The sequence below is a fragment of the Kitasatospora sp. NPDC058184 genome, assembly GCF_042883725.1.
Taxonomy (GTDB): Bacteria; Actinomycetota; Actinomycetes; order Streptomycetales; family Streptomycetaceae; genus Kitasatospora.
Genome location: NZ_JBHVVE010000021.1, coordinates 12,796 through 30,326 on the forward strand (window position 1 = coordinate 12,796; position 17,531 = coordinate 30,326).

Sequence of the window (17,531 nt, forward strand, 5' to 3'; positions counted from 1 at the left end):
CCGCCCTTCTACTCCGTCGCCGTCCGTACCGCCAGGGCCGCCTCCCGGACGTCCGGCTGCGGGTGGCGGCGCAGGGTGCGGAGCAGTGCTCGCCACTGCGAGCGCCAGCCGGTGCGCGGACCCAGGGCGTGGGCGAGACCGACCGCGAACAGGCCTTGGGTGTGGCCGCCGTGGGCTGCGAGCCGTTCGGTCACGGTGTGCAGGACCGCCGGGTCGCCCGGGCGGCGAGGCGTGTTGAGCCGGCTCCGCAGGGCCTCGGCCGTGCGGGCGGCCAGCACCGGGCGGTCACTGTGCAGGGCGGCCAACCGGTCCAGCTCGGCGAGGAGATGGTCCTGGGCGGTTTCGAACTCCAGGGTGGCGGTCAGGAGTTGGACGGCCTTGGGTATGAAGTCAGGTTCGGTGGAGAGGAGTTCGGCTGCCTCGCTGACCGCCTTCAGGCCCTCCGCCGACGGGCGGTCGGCCACGCCGGCGGCGAGCCGGGCGACCAGGTGGTCGATCCGCTGCCGAGCCGGCCGGTCCCGGTCGGCGGCCGCGTCCAGTCCGCCGCCACCGTCCCCGTCCACGTCCACGTCCCCGTCCTCCCGCTCCGGGGCTCCCGCGGCCGACGCCTCGCTCGCCAGCAGCTGCGCCAGCGCCTCGGTCAGCCGGCGGCCCGTGCCGCCGACGGCGAGCGCGGCCAGGCCGGCTGCGGCGGCCCGCCAGGAGGAGCGGTTGGCGAGGTCGACGGTGCCCGCCAGCAGCAGCTCCTCCGCTTCGGGGTACCAGGGCGACCAGGCGGCCAGCAGGTCGAGCGCGACCTGGGCGGTGTGCGGGTCGTCGCCGCTCGCCACCCGGGCCACCAGCGCGGCGTAGCGGGGGCGGTCGGTGGTCGGCAGGTCCAACGGCCGGGTGCGCAGCACGGCGGACCGGGCCACGGGGGCGCCTGTCGCGGCGTCTTCGAGCAGCCGCCAGGCCGCGGGTGCGGGGAGCAGGTCGACGGTGGCGGCCACGACCGCAGCCCGGACGTCGCGGTGCTGGCCGGGCAGGTCGTGGGCCTCGGCGAGGAGTGCGCCTGCGGTGTCCACCGGCAGCAGCCGGGCGGCCAGCCGCACCAGCTCCTTCCGGCTGGTGACCTTCGCCCCACCGCCGCCGGCCCCACCGCCGCCGGACGCCCCGCCACCGGCTTCCGCGGCCCCGTCCGCCGCCGGCAGCAGCACCGCCCGCAGCATGCCCGCCAGTCGCGACGGCGCGACGAACCCGGCGGCCCGCCCGGCCGCGTACAGCGCGACCCGTGCCCGGTCGTTCCCGGCCTGGGCGAGCAGCAGGGGCAGCGCCTCGGCGGGCCGGTCGGTCCAGATCAGGGCTCCGAGCGCGGCCTCGGCGAGCACGGTGTCCGGGGAGTCGACGTACGGCCGGACGGTGGCGAAGCCGCGCTCGGGGACCGCCACCACGGTGCACAGGTGTCCGGCCCGTACCTGCCGGGGAAGCGAGGCGTCGGCCGCGGCTTCCGCCAACAGGCGTGCGGCGGCGGCCTGTTGGTCGGGTGTCCAGCCCTCGATCCCGTCGACCGGCGGCAGCCAGTGCGTCCCCGCCGCCAGGAAGCGCCCGTACGGCGGGGTGTCGGCGAGGACGGTGTCCAGCAGGTCGGTGCGCCCGCGGGCCAGCACCCGGAGCACCGGCGGCAGGACGGCGGCCGACGGTTCCAGTTCCAGCACCCGGGCCACCCGCTCGCCGCGGGTGGCCGGGTCCGCGAGCCAGTACCGGACGGCCTGGATGAAGGTAGCGTTGTCGCCGAACTGGATGGCCTCCCAGAGGAGTTCCTGCAGTTCGGGCAGGTGGTGGGCACGCCGGCCCAGGGCTCCGGCCAGGGCGAAGGTCAGCGTGTGGTCGACCCGGTCCGCACCGGCCGCCAGCCACGGGCGCAGCGCCTCGAAGACCTGTGCCTCCTGTCCGCGCCGGAGCACGGTGTCCAGTCGGCCCAGCGGAACGCTGCCGAGCATCCCGGAGAGCTGCCGCAGGGCGGCCAGGGCCCAGCCCAGCAGCGGCTGTTCACCGCTCACCGCGTGCTCCCGCAGGACGGCGAGGGCGAGGTGCGAGAGCGCTCCGCGGGTCTGCCAGGAGGTGTCCCGGGCCTCGACGGCGTCGGTGACGATCCGGCCGAGGGCGGCGGCCGCCGCCTCCCCCTGGAAGAGCGCGGGCGGGACCTCGGCCAGCGCGACCAGCGCCGGGGAGCGGACCGGATCCTGCTCGTTGCGCAGCCGCAGCAGGTCGTCGAGGAGTTCGCCGACGGCGGCCGGCTCGCCCGACCGGGCCGCGTTGCGGACCAGCAGCGGGTACGCCAGCGCCCGGTCCTCCGCGGCCGGTCGCCGGGTGGCGGCGAGCAGCCGCGGCCGGGCCTCGGCCACCGGCAGGTGGGCGACGTGGGCCAGCACGACCGACCACGCGGCGCCGCGCTCGGCGGCCTGCGCGGCCATCCGCCGGGCCTCGGCCTGCGCCCGTCGGCGGGGCAGCGCGTCGAGCACGGCCCCGGACAGCTCGCTGCGGCCGAGGTCCCGGTCCGCGGTCACGAGGTCGTAGAACGCCTCGCGCCGGGACGGCGGCAGGGCGCGCAGCAGCCGGGCGAGCCAGATCGGGGCGGTGCTCCAGGCCCGGCCGAGGTCCGGCAGCTCGGGCGGGTCGAGCCGGGCGACCCGGGTCAGCGCGCTGCGGGAGATCGACGCGGTGGCCGCGCGTTCGGGCGGCGTGATCAACCGGATGGTCCGGCCGGGCGCGGCGGTCAGCAACCGGCCCAGGCACCCCTGCACCGGCTGCGGCAACCACGTGGGGCAGTGGCGTTCCAGCAGGTCCAGCACCCGCTCCGGTCGGTGCCCGGCGGCGGCCGCCAGGACGTCCGCGTTGCGCTGCCACCAGGCGGGGCGGGCCGGCTCGGGCAGTTCGGCGAGCTGGCGGGCCACCTCGTCCAGCAGCAGGTCGGGGTGGCGGCGGGCCAGGACGCTCCAGCGCGTCACGGCGAGGAACAGCCCAGGCAGGTACCGGGCGACGGTCTCGGGCCCGCAGCCCGGCAGCAGCCGGGCCGCCGCCGCGTCCCCCCACGCCTGCCGCACGGGGAGCAGCAGCCGCTCCGCCAGCGCGGTGCGCCCGCAGGCGACGATCAAGGTGGTGAGCCGGTGGCGCAGGACGGCGGGCGCGTCGGCCATCGCCGCGGCCAGCAGCTCGTCCGCGACCGGCAGGTGGAGTGCGGCCTTCAGGGCCTGGCGGCTGACCGCCGGGTCGGGATCGGTGAGCCGCGCGGCGACGAAGGCGCCGTCCCCGGCGATCGTGGCGGCGACTCCGGCCAGCCCTCGGCCGTAGGCGCCGCGCTTGTCGAGTTCCGACAGCAGCGGGCCGAACCGCTTCGACCCGTCGCCCTCGTTCGGTCCCTCCGCTGCCCGTTCCTTCGTCCAGGCGGCGAGGCGCCGCATCCGGGCGGGGTGGGCGAGCGGGGCGAGCTCGGCGAGGAGGTGGTCGACGGCTTCGGCCGGGCTGTGCGGTGCACTGGACATGCGGGCCATTCAACAGGCCGCCCGCCCCCGCGGTCGCAGGGTTTTCCGGGTGGACCGGTTGTACGAACGTGCCCGGCGGTCCGGGAGCGGGAGGTGGGTGCGCCGGCCGCCGCGTCCCGGACCATCGGCGCCAACCGCTCTGCGTCCAGAACAAAGTAGGATGATTCGACTCCCGCTACGCGCGAAGAGTTCCACAAATATCTTATTTGACCGATTTACCTCCCGCTTCACACGCACGGAGCCACCCTCATGGACAATCCGTCCACCGACGCCAACGACGGCGCGATCGAGACCCGCGGCATTGAGCCTGTCCCCGACCACGAGCGCCGGGGCAGAGTCCGCGAGCTCTTCCCGACCTGGGTCGCGGCGAACATCAGCGTCCTGCTCCTCACCATGGGTGCGGCCCTGGTGGTGTTCAACCACTTGAACTTCTGGCAGGTCCTGGTCGTCGCCGCGTGCGCCGCCCTCATCTCGTTCGGCATGGTCGGCGTGCTGTCGGTCTCCGGAAAGTGGGGCGGAGCCCCGGGCGCGACCCTCTCCCGGGCCACCTTCGGGGTGCGCGGCAACCTCTTCCCCGGCGCGATCCTGTGGATCGCCCGGTTCGGCTGGGAGACGATCAACGCCGTCACCGGCGCCTACGCCGTGCTGACCGTCCTCGACCTGGTCTTCGGCGTCAAGAGCAACACCGCGCTGATCGTGATCACGCTCTTCGCCTTCGTCGCCTGCACCTTCCTGGTCTCCGGCATGGGCCGGAAGGCGCTGAACGTCTGCAACACCTGGTCGACGTACCTCTTCGGGGTCTTCAGCGTGCTCGTGCTGGGCTACCTGGTCGCGACCATGAACTGGAGCGAGGTCTTCTCCAAGCCCGCGGGCACCACCGCGATGATGATCGCCGGCATCGGCACCATCGCGGCCGGCGGCATCAGCTGGGTCCCCACCGGCCCGGACTTCGCCCGCTACCTGCCGCACGCCGCCTCCGGCCGGAAGATCGTCGGCGTGACGGTCTCCGGCGCCGGCCTGGTCATGGTGCCGATGGTGCTGATGGGCGCCGTGATGGCGGTGGCCTCGCCCGGCCTGGCCGAGGCCGCGGACCCGGTCTCCTTCCTCGGCGACCTGCTGCCGACCTGGCTGGCCGTGCCCTACCTGCTGACCGCGATCGTGGGCATGCTGCTGATCAACAGCCTCTCCATGTACTCGGCCGGCTTCACCGCGCAGACCATGGGCGTGAAGCTGCCGCGCGCCATGGCCGTCAGCATCAACGCCGTGATCTCGCTGGTCGGCGGCCTGCTGCTGATGCTGGTCGCCAAGAGCTTCCTGGGCTCGTTCATCACCTTCCTGATCCTGCTCGCCGTCTCCTTCTCGGCCTGGATCGGCGTCTACGCGGTGGACATGTACCGGCGCCGCTCGCGCGCCGTGCGCTACGACGCCGCCGCGCTCATGGACACCAGCAGGAAGAGCCGCTACTGGTACACGGGCGGCTTCTGCTGGCAGGCGATGGTCTCCTGGGTGCTCGCGCTGCTGGCCGGGCTCGCCTTCACCAAGTGCGACTGGTTCGCCGGCCCGTTCTCCGGCACCTTCGTCGGCAAGTACGGGCTCGCCTGGGCGGCGACCATCGTGATCTCCGGCGTGATCATGGCCGTGCTCCCGACCCCCCGGGAGAACACCTCCGGCACCGACGAGCAGCCTGCCGAGCAGGCCGCTGAGCAGGCCGCTGAGCAGGCCGCCACCGTCTGACCGCACGACCACGCCCCCGGACCGCCCGGCGGTCGGCTCACCCGAGCCGACCGCCGGGCGGCTCCGTTTCGGCGGCCCACCGGTGGCTCCAGGCGGTGAGCGGGCCGAGGGCGGTGACGAGGTCGGCGTCGAGCGGCGTGAGCCGGTAGGCGCCGTCGTGCGGGGCGAGCAGCCCGACCTCGGTCCGCTCGGCGATACGGGTGCTGAGCACGCTCGAGGACATCCGCTCGCACCGCCGCTGGAGATCACGGAAGCCCGCCGGGGCCTGGCTCAGCTCCCACAGGATGCGCAGCGTCCAGCGCCGGCCCAGCAGGTCGAGCGCGGCCATCACCGGGCGGCCCCACCCTCGCCCCGCAGGCCGGACTCACCCCCCGAACAGCTCCGGGCGACCGCCGACGACGATCCGGAGGCGGCCGGCGCCGCCTGGCCCCCCCGGTAATCGGCCCTGCTCGCCGCCGTCGACGAGCTACACGACACCGCCCACCTCTCGCCCGCCGCCTGGGACGCCCTACACCCACACTACGGCGACGCCCAGTTCCTGGAACTCCTCATCCTCACGGGCTGGTACCGCACCATCGCCTACCTCGCCAACGGCGTCGAACTGGATGCGGAACCGTGGGCCGTCCCGTTCCCCGGCACAGAGGAAGACGACTGAGCGGCTGCCCGGCCCGGCCCGGTCGTCCCAGGCCGGGCCGCTGCCGGCGCAGAGGAAGCCGTCGTACGACCTCCAGGACGTCGAACCATCCGACCTTGCCCACACCCGCTACCGAATGCCAGCCCCAGGTCAAGGGAATCTGTTACCCGCAGAACCTCGCCCAGTCATGCGAGCCTCGACCAGCATCGGAAGTGGAGTCGTCACCATGGGATTCGGTCTTGTCGTGCGCTTCGTCGCCCACAGCGCGGAAGCCGCTCGCGCCTTCGACCGGTTGGCAGAGAAGGCACTCGAGGGCATCCGCACCAAGGAACCCGGCACTCTCGTGTACGTCAACCACGCCGTACCGGAGGAGCCCACCGTCCGCGTCTTCTACGAGCTGTATGCGGACCGCGAGGCTTTCGAGGAGCACGAGCGACAGCCGCACATCCAGGCCTTTCTGGCCGAACGCGCCCAGTACCTCGCCTCCTTCGACGTCACGTTCCTGGAGGAGATCTCAGGTAAGGGCAGCCCGGGAGGCCGTTCATGAACTCGTCGTCATCGCGGGCCGAATCGCCCCGTCGGAGCTGGTGAAGCTCGCCAAGCGCGCGAACGCCACGAGGTGAGGGCGAAGTTCAGACCGCCGGACGTCGCCGTATCAGCGACGTCCGGCGGAACGAGCCATCAGCTCCGGCAGCCCACTCAGCGAGTCGATCCGGAAGGTCGCCTGGACGGCTGCGGGGTCACGCCGTTGGATCCAGCCCGCCGCGCTCGGTGGACGAGCGCGGCGGGCTACCCGAGAGTGGACCGACCGAGTCCACGCCCAGGGAGAAACCCAGTGACGATAGCCCTCCGCCGCTACGAGGCCGGCGGTCTTCCCTCCGAGCACGCGCAGTTGCTCATCGACGTCCACGCGGATGCCTACCGGGACCAGGCCGATGACCCCTTCGTCCAGCGCTTCCCGTGGTTCGCCAAGCACTGGACGTCCCGGCCCGGTTACAGCTGCGTCATGGCCTACGACGGCGACGAGCCGGTCGGCTATTCCTACGGTGCGCCGCAGGAGGACGGCCGCGAGTGGTGGCGTCAGCACATGCCGCCGCCCGCCGACGCGTCGACGTTCGCCGTCTCCGAGGTCATGGTGCGCCCCGACTGGCGGAAGCTGGGAATTGCCGAGCAGACGCACGAGGCGCTGTTGTCCGGACGGGACGAGGCGCTGGCCGTTCTCTATGTCGACGTGACCCACCCTCGTGTCCAGGCCATGTACGAGCGCTGGGCGTACGAGAAGGTCGGCGAGCACCGTCCGTTCGAGGATGCTCCGCTCTACGCCGTCATGGTCCGCGCTCTTCACTGACCGGGCGGACCGAGGACGTCCGTGCCCGCCGCGCTCGGTGGACGAGCGCGGCGGGCGCGTCCGTGCACCTCAGTGGCGGTGGTGGTTGTCGGGTTGGGCCGGGTCGCCGGGGTGTTCCAATCCCTCGACCAGGAGGAGGCGTTGGGCGCGTTCGTGGTCGAGCCAGCGGACGAATGCTGCTCGGCGGGCGGCGGCGCGGAGGGTGGGGGTGGGGTCCTCCCCCTCCTGGGTGGTGTGGGTGGCGAGGAGGGCTGCCGTCCAGGGGCCGGTGGTGACCCACGCGCCGGGTGGGGCTGCGCGGAGGGCTTCGGCGAGGGCGGCGGGGAGGGTAGTGGGGTCGGCGTCCAACTCGCCGTCGGGGAGGGCGAGGTGCCAACTCTCGGCCGCCGGGCGGGTGGTCAGGGTTCGGTAGTGGGCGATGTCCTCGGGTGAGGGGTCGACGTCGGCCGTCACGGCGTCGTAGACGGCGCGGACGGCGGCGTTGCCCTCGTAGGCGGCCGCTGTGATGGAGCCGAGTTCGACGGCGGCCTGTTGGTCGAGGCGGGCGGGGCCGGAGGTGTCGACGGGCAGGTCGCGTTCGGCGGCGACTGCCTCGCAGAGGGCTTCGGTCAACAAGACCTGCGCGACCCAGCGGGTCAGCTGGCGGTCCTCCGAACTGCCCGGTTGTGGCAGGGCGGTGGCGCGCGGGCCGTTCCGGAGGGCGGCGAGGCGGTGGTCGAGGGCCGCACGTGGGAGGGGGCGACCGTTGAGGAGGCCGAGGGTCATGCTTCCACCACCAGGGCGACGGTCGGGGCGTACTGGCAGCGGCCGAACCACATGACCTTCGCCAGGGCCCAGTACGAGCCCTGGTCGGTGGATTCGGCGACGGAGACGGCGAATTCGACCACCGACGAGCTGCCGGCCGGGACGGTGAAGCCGCGGACGGGGTCGGCGATGACGTCCCAGGTGCCCCAGGGGGAGACGAGTTGCAGCTCGCCCCGGATCTCGCCGCGGGTGCGGTTGGTGAGGGTGAGGGAGAGGGCGGTACGGCTGCCGGGGACGACGTGCAGGGTCTCGGTGGAGACCTCGACGTCCAGGCCGGTGTCGCGGCCGCTGGTCGCCTTGGTGCCCTGGGCGATCGTCCAGTCCTCGGGGGTGTCGCCGGGGACGGGCAGCAGGTCGGGCAGGTCGCCGACGGCGATGGTCACCACGTCTTCGATCTGCTGGCCGTCGTGCTCGATCCGGACGGCGGCGAAGTGCAGCCCTGGCTCGGCGTCGACCGGCGGGGTGAGGGTCACCGGGAAGCGCAGGTGGCCGTCGGGTGCGAGCCGGTACGGGCGGCTGCCGAGGCTCGTGGTCCAGCCCTCGGGCGGGATTACGACGGCCGTGCCCTCGACGGCCGCGTCCCGCAGCTGGGAGGAGAGGGCGACCGAGAGCGTCACCGGCTCCCCCGCCGTCCGCAGCAGTCCGGGCGAGGCGCCGACGGACACCGGGAGGTAGCCGAGCGGTGCCGGGCCCCGGTTGTGCAGCCAGTAGCGGGCGTGGACGGGCTGGGCCGTCTCCGCCACCGGACCGAGGTCCGTCTCACCCTCCGGAGCCGTGACGGCCGGGGAGGCGAGCAGGGTGGCGATCTGCGAGCCGGCGAGGTCGAGGGCGGGGCCGTCGGCGGGGCGCGGGCGTTCCAGCAGGTCGGCGGCCCGTACGTCGTCCAGGCCGAGTGCGCCGGTGAGCTTCGCCGTCCGGCCGAGGCCGGTCGACTCGACCAGCCGGACGGTGAGTTCGCTGCCGAGCGGCGCGGCGGAGCCGTGCGCGATCGGGTTGCCGGTCGGCTTGAGGGTGCCGAGCAGCACCTCGCGCTGGGGTTCGACCCGCAGCCAGGAGAGGGTGGCCGGCAGCGGTCCTTCCTGGGCGGGGGCGATCCGGGCGTACAGCGGGTGGTTGAACTCCTGGCCCTGGGCGGGCAGTGTCTGGTCCCGCCAGTCGCCGTCGCCGCCGACCAGTGCGTAGTTGAACTCGTGTGTCCAGTGCTGGAGTTGGAAGGAGGCGCCGTCGGGAAGGGTGCGCCGGGGCGGGTCGATCCAGACGCCGGAGGGCCAGCCGGTGCAGGAGCGCATCAGCGACAGGTGCAGCGCGCCGGTGGTGTCGACGGCGAAGCCGGGCAGGCCGAAGCTCAGCAAGGCCACGGTGTGGTCGGCGAGTTGCTCCTGGACGGCGGACGGGCAGACGGCGGTGATCCGGGCGTCGGCCAGGTCGTCGACCAGGGCGGAGGGGTCGGAGACGATCAGTGCCGGCAGTGCGCGCAGGTCGCGCAGGTCGGCGTCCGGGCGCCAGACCTCGGTGAGCGGGGTCGCCGCCGGTACCCAGACCGCGCCGTGCGTCTTCAGGGCGGCCGCGTACTCCTCGCCCGCGAGGTCGATCAACTCCCGTGCCACCGGGTTGTGGTCCGGCGAGCCGACCACGATGCGGAAGTCCGGCAGGTTGGAGTCCACGTCCAGCCAGCCGTACCGCGCCCAGTCGGCGCCCGAGGTGGTGGCGGTGACCCCGACCCGTGCCAGCGCGACCACCAGGGGGCGGGCGTCGGCGGCGTCGTCCAGGGTGGGGACGACGACCTCGGCCACACCGAGGGCGCGCGAGCCGGTCACCGTCCCCGCGCTGTCGGTCAGTTCGACCCGCGCGGTGACGCCGAGGCCGAACCAGGTGTTGGCCGGGTTGTCCAGGGTCCACGGCGCCTCCGCCGAGTCCACGTCGGGCATCGCGAAGCCGCGTCCGACGACCGCGCCCGCGACCTCGCTGACCGGCAGGCCGCCGGGGACGTCCACCGGGAAGCGCAGCCGCAGCAGCCGGTCGGCGCCGGAGTAGTCCACCACCCGGGTGCGGCAGTCCACCCGGTCGAGGCCGCGCCACAGGGTGACGGTCTGCTCGTACCGGACGCCGTCGACCGTGCCGTCGATCACCAGGCGCTCGCCGAGCGGCCCGGTCTCCCGGCGGACGGCGGCGTCGGCTCCCCCGGAGCCGGTCACCGGTCCGCTGGGCACCAGGTGCCAGGGGCCCTCGCCGAAGTCGGGGTGCTGCGGGTACTCCTCGTACACGCGCAGCTCGTTGCCGATCCGGCCGTCCTGGATCAACTCCCGGTCGTGCAGGAGGTCCTGAACCGAGCAGAGGCCGCCGCCGCGCACCGGGTCGGCGGTCACCCGGTACCGGCCGTTGCCGATCGTCAGGCCCGGGGCCGGCGTCCACGGCTGCTCCGCCTCCCCCTCCACCAGTCGCCAGGTGCGCCAGCCGAGCGCGGGCACGTCGGCGGCGAGGAAGCGCAGGGTGCCCCGGTCGACGGCGCTGGGAACGGGCGAGCCGGCGTCGTCCAGCACCCTCACCGACTCGCTGCCGGAGGGGAGTTCGACACTCACCAGGTCGGTCCGGTCGAAGGAGAGCGTGTTGGCGACCACGACGGCCTGCCCCGCGCCCGCCGTGGAGATCCGCGCGGTCAGCGCGTCCAGCGCCGCGTCCCGGACGCCGGAGGCCAGGTCGTACGCCTCCCGCCAGCCGCCGAGCAGGTCCAGGTACACCTGGTCGGACTCGGAGCCGGTGATCGCGTCGTGGTGGGCGCCGTAGGCGAGTTGGCGCCAGGCCTTGTCGAGCGCCGCGGCCGGGTAGCGGCCGAGGCCGTGCACGGAGGCGAGCGTGGCGAGCTTCTCGGCGTCCACGGCCGCGACCTCGCCGGCCCGTTGGGCCTGCTTGGTGTCGATGTACGAGACGTCCTTGCCGGTGTACACCGGGTTCATGTCGCGGGTCTGCGGGCTGGGCCGCCGGCCGGTGGCCGCCAGCTCGGCGCGGACGGCGTCGAGGAAGTCGCGGGGGGTGGCGCAGACGAACCGGGGCCAGAGGTACTTGGCGGCCCAGGAGCGGTGGATCTCGGTGACCCACTTGTTCGGCGGGGTGTAGTCCGTGCCCACCGGCAGCAGCAGGTTCTTCGTCGCGCCCACGGGCTTGAGCTTGCGGTACAGCTCGTAGACGGCCTGTTCGGCGGTGGCGAGGTCCGGGGAGGAGTCCATCCACCAGCCGGCCGAGTAGTGGTGCGGCATGTAGTGGGTGAGCACGCCGTCCCCGCCGGGGGCGATCCACTCGAACTCGCTCGGGAACTGCATCACCCGGGCGTCGTCCTTGGCCTCGCGGAAGTTCTTCTGGATCGGGCCCCACTGGTGGAAGGGGCCGCGCGCCCAGGCGCTGCCGGTGAGGCCGGCCGCGGCGAGGTGGCCGGGGAACTGCGGGTCGTGCCCGAACACGTCGAGCTGCCAGGCGGTCCGGGGGTCGCCGCCGAGGATGTCGCGCTGGTAGCCGATGCCGTAGACGATGTTGCGGATGGTGGTCTCGGCGCCGGTGAGGTTGGTGTTCGGCTCGTTGTAGGTGCCGCCGACGAGTTCGACCTGGCCGCGTTCCAGCAGCTGCCGCAGGGTCTCGCGGCGCTCCGGGTGCTGGTCGAAGTACGGCTTCAGGTAGTCGACTTCGGCGAGCACGAACTTGTACACCGGGTCCCGCAGGGCGAGGTCCAGGTGCGCGTCGACGAGGGCGAAGCCGTTGCGCTCCCACAGCGGCCGGGTGGTGGCGTCGGCGGAGAGCAGTTCCCACGGGGAGGTGTAGGCGGCCTGGGTGTTCCACCAGACCGGGTCGTAGTGGAAGTGCGAGACCAGGAACATCGTCCAGCCGGGCTCGGCGACCTCGACCACGGATTCGGCGGTGGCGTCCGACACGGATTCGGCAGTGGCGTCCGAGGCCCGGACGGTGACCGGGAGTCGGTCGCCGGGCGAGGCCCCGCTGATCTCCAGCGGGACCTCGACCAGGCCCGTGCCGGTCGCCTCGCCGCGGACGCCCGGGCCGCTGACGGTGATCCGGGCGGCCGGGCCCTCCAGCGTGACCCGCAGCACTTGGCGCGGGGCGTCCTCGGGGCCGACGAACAGATCGGTGCTCTCGACGGCGGTGATGGTGACCGGCACGGGGGTGCTTCCTTTCCTCGAACAGGGCGGCGCGGGACAGCGCGGGACAGCGGGAGGGCAGCGCGGGCTACGCGCCCCAGGCCTCGAACTCGTAGACGCGGGCGGCCGGATCACCGTTCTGCGTCGGCGTGTTGACCACCAGCCGGACGTAGCGGGCGGCGGTGTCCACCGGGTGGGTGGTGGTGCCGGCCGTGTTGCCGGTGACGTCGGCGACGGTCGTCCAGGGGTCGTTGGCTCCCGAGCGGACCTGGATGGCGAAGTCGCGGGTGTTGAACGAGGCGCTCTCACCGCCCGCCGCCGCGTGCTTGACCACGAACTTCGACAGCTGCTTCACCGAACCGAGGTCCACCTCCAGCCACTTGGCGGAGGTCAGCGCGCACCACTTGTCGCCGGTCCCGCCGCTGACGCTGCCGTTGACGGCCTTGGCCGGGCCCTCGTTGGCGTTGCACTGGCCGGAGGCGGTGGCCGGGCGGTTGAGCGCCAGGTTGGTGGAGGTCGGCGGGGTGCCGTTCCAACCGACGGTCGTGGACGCGGCGGTGGAGCGCCCGTAGGTGGTGGACACCGCCTCGACGTCCAGCGTGGTGGCGTTCTCGCCGCCCGCCCGGTCGAGCCGCCCGACGAAGTACGCGTCGTTGGGCGTGGCGCCGAGGAAGCTGCGGCTGCCGTCCGCGTTTCGGCGGTACACCTCGTAGTGGTGCACGTTGCCGCCGGGCGCCGCCGTCCAGGACAGCCGCAGCGACTGGCTGGAGCCGGCGGTCACGTCGCTCGCGCCGAGCACGGTGAGTCCGGCCGGTGCCGCCGGGGTCTCCACCGAGCCGTCGTAGACGGCGAGTTGGCCGACCCGGAGGTCGTACGAGGGGTCGCTCCCCTCGACCCGCAGGGCGATCTGGGCGATGGTGCGGCCCGCGTACGGGGAGAGGTCGAGGGTGTGCCGCTCCCAGCCGGTGCCGGCGTTGGCGCCGACGTCGACCGTGGTGAAGCTGCTCGGGGAGTTCGTGAACGACACCGCGGCCTTGAGCTTCGTGGGCCCGGCGGCCGGGGTCTTGACCACCAGGTCCAGCCTGGTGTTCGTGGCGACCGGCAGCTTGGTCTGGTACAGCCGTACGGTGTTGGCGGCGTCGAGCTTTCCGCTCAACCGCAGGGAGGAACCGCCCTGGTAGGCGTCGCCGAAGTCGACGGACGGGGTGAGCCTGCTGCCGGTCGAGTCGACCATCCAGCGGTAGGTGGGCGGGACGTCCTGGAGCGAGAGGTTGTTCCAGCCGCCGGTGGCGACCCGGGTACCGGCCGCGTTGTAGAAGTCGCCCTGCCCGGTGTCGAAGGTGGTGACGAACGGCTTGGCGGTGATCGGCGAGGATTCGGCGACGTAGCCGGCCAGGCCGGGCCAGCTCGCCGAGAGGTCGGTCCGGGACGGGTCGTTGTTGGCGCCGACCCAGTAGCGGGCGTCCTTGGCGTAGAAGTCGGCGCGGTCGGTGGCGGACTTCCAGGTCCACTCGGGGCGGTAGAGGCCGAGCGAGGTGGTGTGCGGCTGCCCGGACGGGAAGAGGGCGGACCAGTTCACGCCGGTGTTGTAGCCGTTGGCCTCGGTGTCGATACCGGAGTAGAGGTCGTACTCGCTGCGGCCGAGCTGCCGGGCCAGCGCCCGGGAGGAGTTGAGGCCGCTCGCCGACCAGTCGAAGTTCAGGAACATCGAGTCCGAGGTGCGCTTCGAACCGTCCTGCAGGAAGGGCGAGTTGGCGGAGGTGAGGGCGTTCTGCCAGTTCACCCCGCCGGAGGTGGTCATCGCGTCATACCACATGAACTCGGTACTGCTCTGCGCCTTGGTGTACTGCATCAGGTTGCGCAGCTCGCCCGCCAGGGCCGAATCGCCGCCGCCGGTCTCCTGGTTGATGAACCAGCCGTCGAAGCCGTAGTACTGCGCGGCCTGGACGAGCTTGTCGGCGACGGGGTAGCGGCTGCCGGACTTCTGGACGAAGTCGCGCACCCACTGGAGCTGTCCGCCGTACGCGCCGGGCGGGAAGAAGACCGTGCCGTACACCTTGACGCCGTTGCGGTGGGCGGCGTCGATCACGGTCGGGTTGGGGGCGAGGATCAGGCCCTCGCCGGCCGAGCCGCCCCAGAACACCAGCTTGTCGACGTACTGCCAGTAGCCGAAGGCGTAGTAGTTGGGGTCGGCGGAGCCCTGCGAGGGGTTGTTGGAGGTGGGGCCGAAGGAGACCAGCGAGGCGATCTTCCCTTCGCCGGTCCGGGCGTTGGGGTTGGCCCGCAGCGCCGGGTCGCTGGTGCGCGGCTGGAGCGGGACGCGGGAGCGGTTGAAGCGGGCGTCCGGGTCGGTGGCAGGGTCCCAGTTCAGGATGCTGTTGGGGTACCAGTACGAGGCGAAGGGCTGGTTGCCCTGGCCGGCGGTGGCGGCGGGTGCCGCGGCCGGCCCGGCGCCCGGTAGCGCGGCCGGTTCCGGGTCGGCCCAGGCGGCGGGGGTGGCGGTCAGGGCGGCCGTCGCGAGGACGGCGCTAAGCAGCAGGGGGAGGCGTCGTGACATGCGGTGGCTCCGATCGAGCGGAGGAGGGTGGGGGCGGGCCCGCCGTCGCGGACGGGGGCCCGGCTGCATGCGGGCGTGCCGGTGCTGGAGCGTGTGGTGCCGGTGGTGGATCGGGTGGGGGTCGCGCCGCCGCCGGGCCCCGGGCGCACCGGAGCGGCGGCGCGGGGAGCGGGACGGGCGGCGGGACGGGCAGCGGGGGCCGGACGGGGTGCGGCGGAGCGGACCGAGCGGCTGCCGCTCGGCGCTGCGAGGCTAAACCGGTTCAGAACCGCTGTCAACGATGCGCGCGACAACCACTCCGGAGGGGGAAGTCCCGGGCGCGCCGGGCGGCGAGGTGGACTCCCGTACGGTCAGCCGCGGCGTGGGCATCTGGAGGTCCCGCCCCGCACCAGCCCCCTCCAGCGCCTCCAACAGGCTGCGCGCGACCTGCTCGCCGAGCGCGAAGGTGTCCCGGCTGAGCGCGGTCAGCGGCGGGTGCACGATCCGGGCGAGCACCGAGTCGTCGAAGGAGACGATGGACAGCTCGCCGGGCACCGCGACCCCCATCTCCCCGGCCACGCCGAGCCCGGCGACGGCCATCACGTCGCTGTCGTAGACGATCGCGGTGGGCCGCCCGGCCCGGGACAGCAGCGTCCGGGTGGCGGCCGCGCCCTCGGCATCGCTGAAGTCGGTGGGCACCGACACCGCCTCCTCCAGCCCGAGCCGGCGCGAGGCGTCGCGCAGCGCGCGGATCCGCCGCTGGGTGTGCTGGAAGTGCGGCAGCCCGGCGAGGTGGGCGATCCGCCGGTGGCCGATGGCGGCCAGATAGTCGACGATCGAGAGCATCGCCTCCCGGTCGTCGGCCCAGATCCGCAGCTGGTTGCCGCCCTTGCCGGGACCTCCCAGCACCACGGCGGGCAGCCCGAGTTCGTCCAGCACCGGCAGCCTCGGGTCCCTGACCTGGAGGTCGACCACGATGAAGCCGTCGACCCGGTGCTCGGAGGCCCAGCCCCGGTAGACCTCGATCTCGGCGGCGGTGTCCTCGACCACCATCAGGTGCAGCGCGATCGAGCTGGCCGAGAGCACCGCCTGGAGCCCGGACAGCAGTTGGCTGAAGAACGGCTCGACGCCGATGGTGCGGGCCGGCCGGGCGATCACCAGGCCGACGGCGTCGGACCTGGCTCCGCCGAGGGCCCGCGCGGCGCTGTGCGGACGCCAGTTCATCTCCTCGGCGACCCGCAGGATCCGGGCCCTGGTCGCCTCGCTGACACCCGGCCGGCCGTTGAGCGCGAAGGACACCGCGCCCTTGGAGACACCGGCCTGGCGGGCGATGTCGGCGATCGTCGGTCTGCCCACAGAACCCGACTCCTCTCTTGACATCCAAGTTTAGGCGGGAGCATAGTCCCTGGCATAGCTAGACCGGTTTAGTTAGTCAGGTTGCGGAATCCGACACAACCCCCGAGCTCGGCACGATCCCCCACCCACCCCCAGGACCGGGAGACCCTCATGCGAAGAATCTGGGCGGCACTGACCACGACCGCGCTCGCCACCGCCGCGCTCACCGGCTGCGGACTCGGCTCCGGCGACACCAAGGACAGCGACGCGGTGGCGAGTGCGGCCGCCACCGGCGAGGTCAAGGGCAAGGTCTCGATCCAGACCTGGTCGCTCAAGCCGAAGTTCACCGACTACATGCAGGGCGTGCTGGACGGCTTCAAGAAGAAGTACCCCGGCGTCGAGGTCGAGTGGCTCGACCAGCCCGGTGAGGGCTACTCCGACAAGGTGCTCAGCCAGGCCGCCGCCGGCAGCCTGCCCGACGTGGTCAACCTCCCGCCGGACTTCGCCTTCCCGCTGGCGAAGAAGGACGTCCTGCTGGACATCGCCAAGGCCGACCCCAAGCTCGCCGAGGAGTACGTCCCCGGCGGCGTGGACGCCTACCGGTTCAACGGCTACCAGGGCACCTTCGGCTACCCCTGGTACCTCAACACCGATGTGAACTACTGGAGTTCCGATCTCCTGACGAAGAACGGCCTGGACCCGCAGAAGCCCCCGGCCAGTCTGGACGAGCTGATCGCCCAGGCCCGGACGATGAAGGAGAAGTCCGGCGGCCAGACCTACCTGATGAGCCGCAAGCCGGGCATCGGGGACCTGTACAACATCGGCGTGAAGATCATGTCCGACGACGGCAAGTCCTTCACCTTCAACACCCCCGAGGCCGCCGCGCTGCTCGACAAGTACCGCGACGCCTTCAAGGAGGGCCTGATGCCGAACGGGGTGCTCACCGACACCTACGCCGGCAACTCCAAGCTCTTCAGCTCCGGCACGGTGGCCTGGACCACCGGCGGCGGCAACTACATCACCAGCCTCGCCACCGACAACCCGACCCTCGCCCCGAAGGTCGTCTCCTCCCCCGCGATGGCCACCCCGCCGCTGTACGTCCAGGGCCTGTCCATCCCGAAGAACACCAGGAACCCGGCCGCCGCGGTGGCCCTCGCCCGCTGGGTGACCAGCCCCGAGAACCAGGCCGCCTTCGCCCACCTGACCAGCGTGTTCCCGTCCACCAAGGCCTCCGCGAACGACCCGTTCTTCAGCAAGAGCGACGGCACCAACGCGGGCGACGCCAAGGTGACGGCCTTCGCCTCGCTCGCCAAGGCCAAGCTGATCCAGCCGGTCGAGGTCGACGACGCGATGGGCACGATCATCAAGCAGCAGTTCGCGCTGGCCATCAGCGGCGACACCAGCTCCAAGCAGGCGCTGGACACCGCCGTCGAGCAGTGCAACAAGCTGCTCAAGGGCTGATCCGACGCCGCCCCGG

10 protein-coding genes are annotated in these 17,531 nt (G+C 72.9%); 4 read left to right on the top strand and 6 right to left on the bottom strand.

From position 1 onward, the window contains the following. Positions 1 to 8: 8 nt before the first annotated feature. Positions 9 to 3,521, bottom strand: a complete 3,513-nt coding sequence (locus tag ACFVXH_RS31290; protein WP_387829220.1) for a hypothetical protein — start codon at positions 3,519 to 3,521, stop codon at positions 9 to 11. Positions 3,522 to 3,770: 249 nt separating this feature from the next. Between ACFVXH_RS31290 and ACFVXH_RS31295 the strand changes: the two genes are divergently transcribed. Continuing rightward, the gene (locus ACFVXH_RS31295; RefSeq protein WP_387829222.1) at positions 3,771 to 5,255 is read left to right on the top strand and encodes a purine-cytosine permease family protein; all 1,485 of its coding nucleotides are present in this window, start codon (positions 3,771 to 3,773) and stop codon (positions 5,253 to 5,255) included. A gap of 37 nt (positions 5,256 to 5,292) precedes the next feature. Here the strand turns inward: ACFVXH_RS31295 and ACFVXH_RS31300 are convergent, their stop codons facing one another. After that, positions 5,293 to 5,583 (bottom strand): winged helix-turn-helix transcriptional regulator, encoded by a 291-nt coding sequence (locus ACFVXH_RS31300; RefSeq protein ID WP_387829224.1) that lies wholly within the window; start codon positions 5,581 to 5,583, stop codon positions 5,293 to 5,295. A 532-nt stretch (positions 5,584 to 6,115) separates the two neighbouring features. Between ACFVXH_RS31300 and ACFVXH_RS31305 the strand changes: the two genes are divergently transcribed. Further along, positions 6,116 to 6,436 (top strand): putative quinol monooxygenase, encoded by a 321-nt coding sequence (locus ACFVXH_RS31305; RefSeq protein WP_387829226.1) that lies wholly within the window; start codon positions 6,116 to 6,118, stop codon positions 6,434 to 6,436. A 288-nt stretch (positions 6,437 to 6,724) separates the two neighbouring features. Further along, positions 6,725 to 7,237, top strand: a complete 513-nt coding sequence (locus ACFVXH_RS31310) for a GNAT family N-acetyltransferase (RefSeq protein ID WP_387829228.1) — start codon at positions 6,725 to 6,727, stop codon at positions 7,235 to 7,237. A 69-nt stretch (positions 7,238 to 7,306) separates the two neighbouring features. On the opposite strand, the gene ACFVXH_RS31315 is transcribed toward ACFVXH_RS31310, so the two are convergent. The 4 genes from ACFVXH_RS31315 to ACFVXH_RS31330 all read right to left on the bottom strand — a co-directional run bounded on the left by ACFVXH_RS31315 (position 7,307) and on the right by ACFVXH_RS31330 (position 16,075). Then, positions 7,307 to 8,002: a hypothetical protein gene (locus tag ACFVXH_RS31315; RefSeq protein ID WP_387829230.1), complete on the bottom strand. Its 696-nt coding sequence runs from the start codon at positions 8,000 to 8,002 to the stop codon at positions 7,307 to 7,309. Continuing rightward, positions 7,999 to 12,204 carry an NEW3 domain-containing protein gene (locus tag ACFVXH_RS31320; RefSeq protein ID WP_387829232.1) on the bottom strand — a complete coding sequence of 1,402 codons (4,206 nt, stop codon included), beginning with the start codon at positions 12,202 to 12,204 and terminating at the stop codon, positions 7,999 to 8,001. The genes ACFVXH_RS31315 and ACFVXH_RS31320 overlap by 4 nt, the downstream gene beginning before the upstream one ends. 67 nt (positions 12,205 to 12,271) lie before the next feature. Beyond that, on the bottom strand, positions 12,272 to 14,740 hold the full coding sequence (locus ACFVXH_RS31325) for a discoidin domain-containing protein (protein WP_387829234.1): 2,469 nt from the start codon (positions 14,738 to 14,740) through the stop codon (positions 12,272 to 12,274). Positions 14,741 to 14,992: 252 nt separating this feature from the next. Beyond that, positions 14,993 to 16,075, bottom strand: a complete 1,083-nt coding sequence (locus ACFVXH_RS31330; protein WP_079272693.1) for a LacI family DNA-binding transcriptional regulator — start codon at positions 16,073 to 16,075, stop codon at positions 14,993 to 14,995. A 150-nt stretch (positions 16,076 to 16,225) separates the two neighbouring features. Here ACFVXH_RS31330 and ACFVXH_RS31335 point away from each other — a divergent pair, with 150 nt between their 5' ends. Further along, positions 16,226 to 17,515: an ABC transporter substrate-binding protein gene (locus ACFVXH_RS31335; RefSeq protein WP_387829236.1), complete on the top strand. Its 1,290-nt coding sequence runs from the start codon at positions 16,226 to 16,228 to the stop codon at positions 17,513 to 17,515. The last annotated feature ends 16 nt before the right edge of the window (positions 17,516 to 17,531 follow it).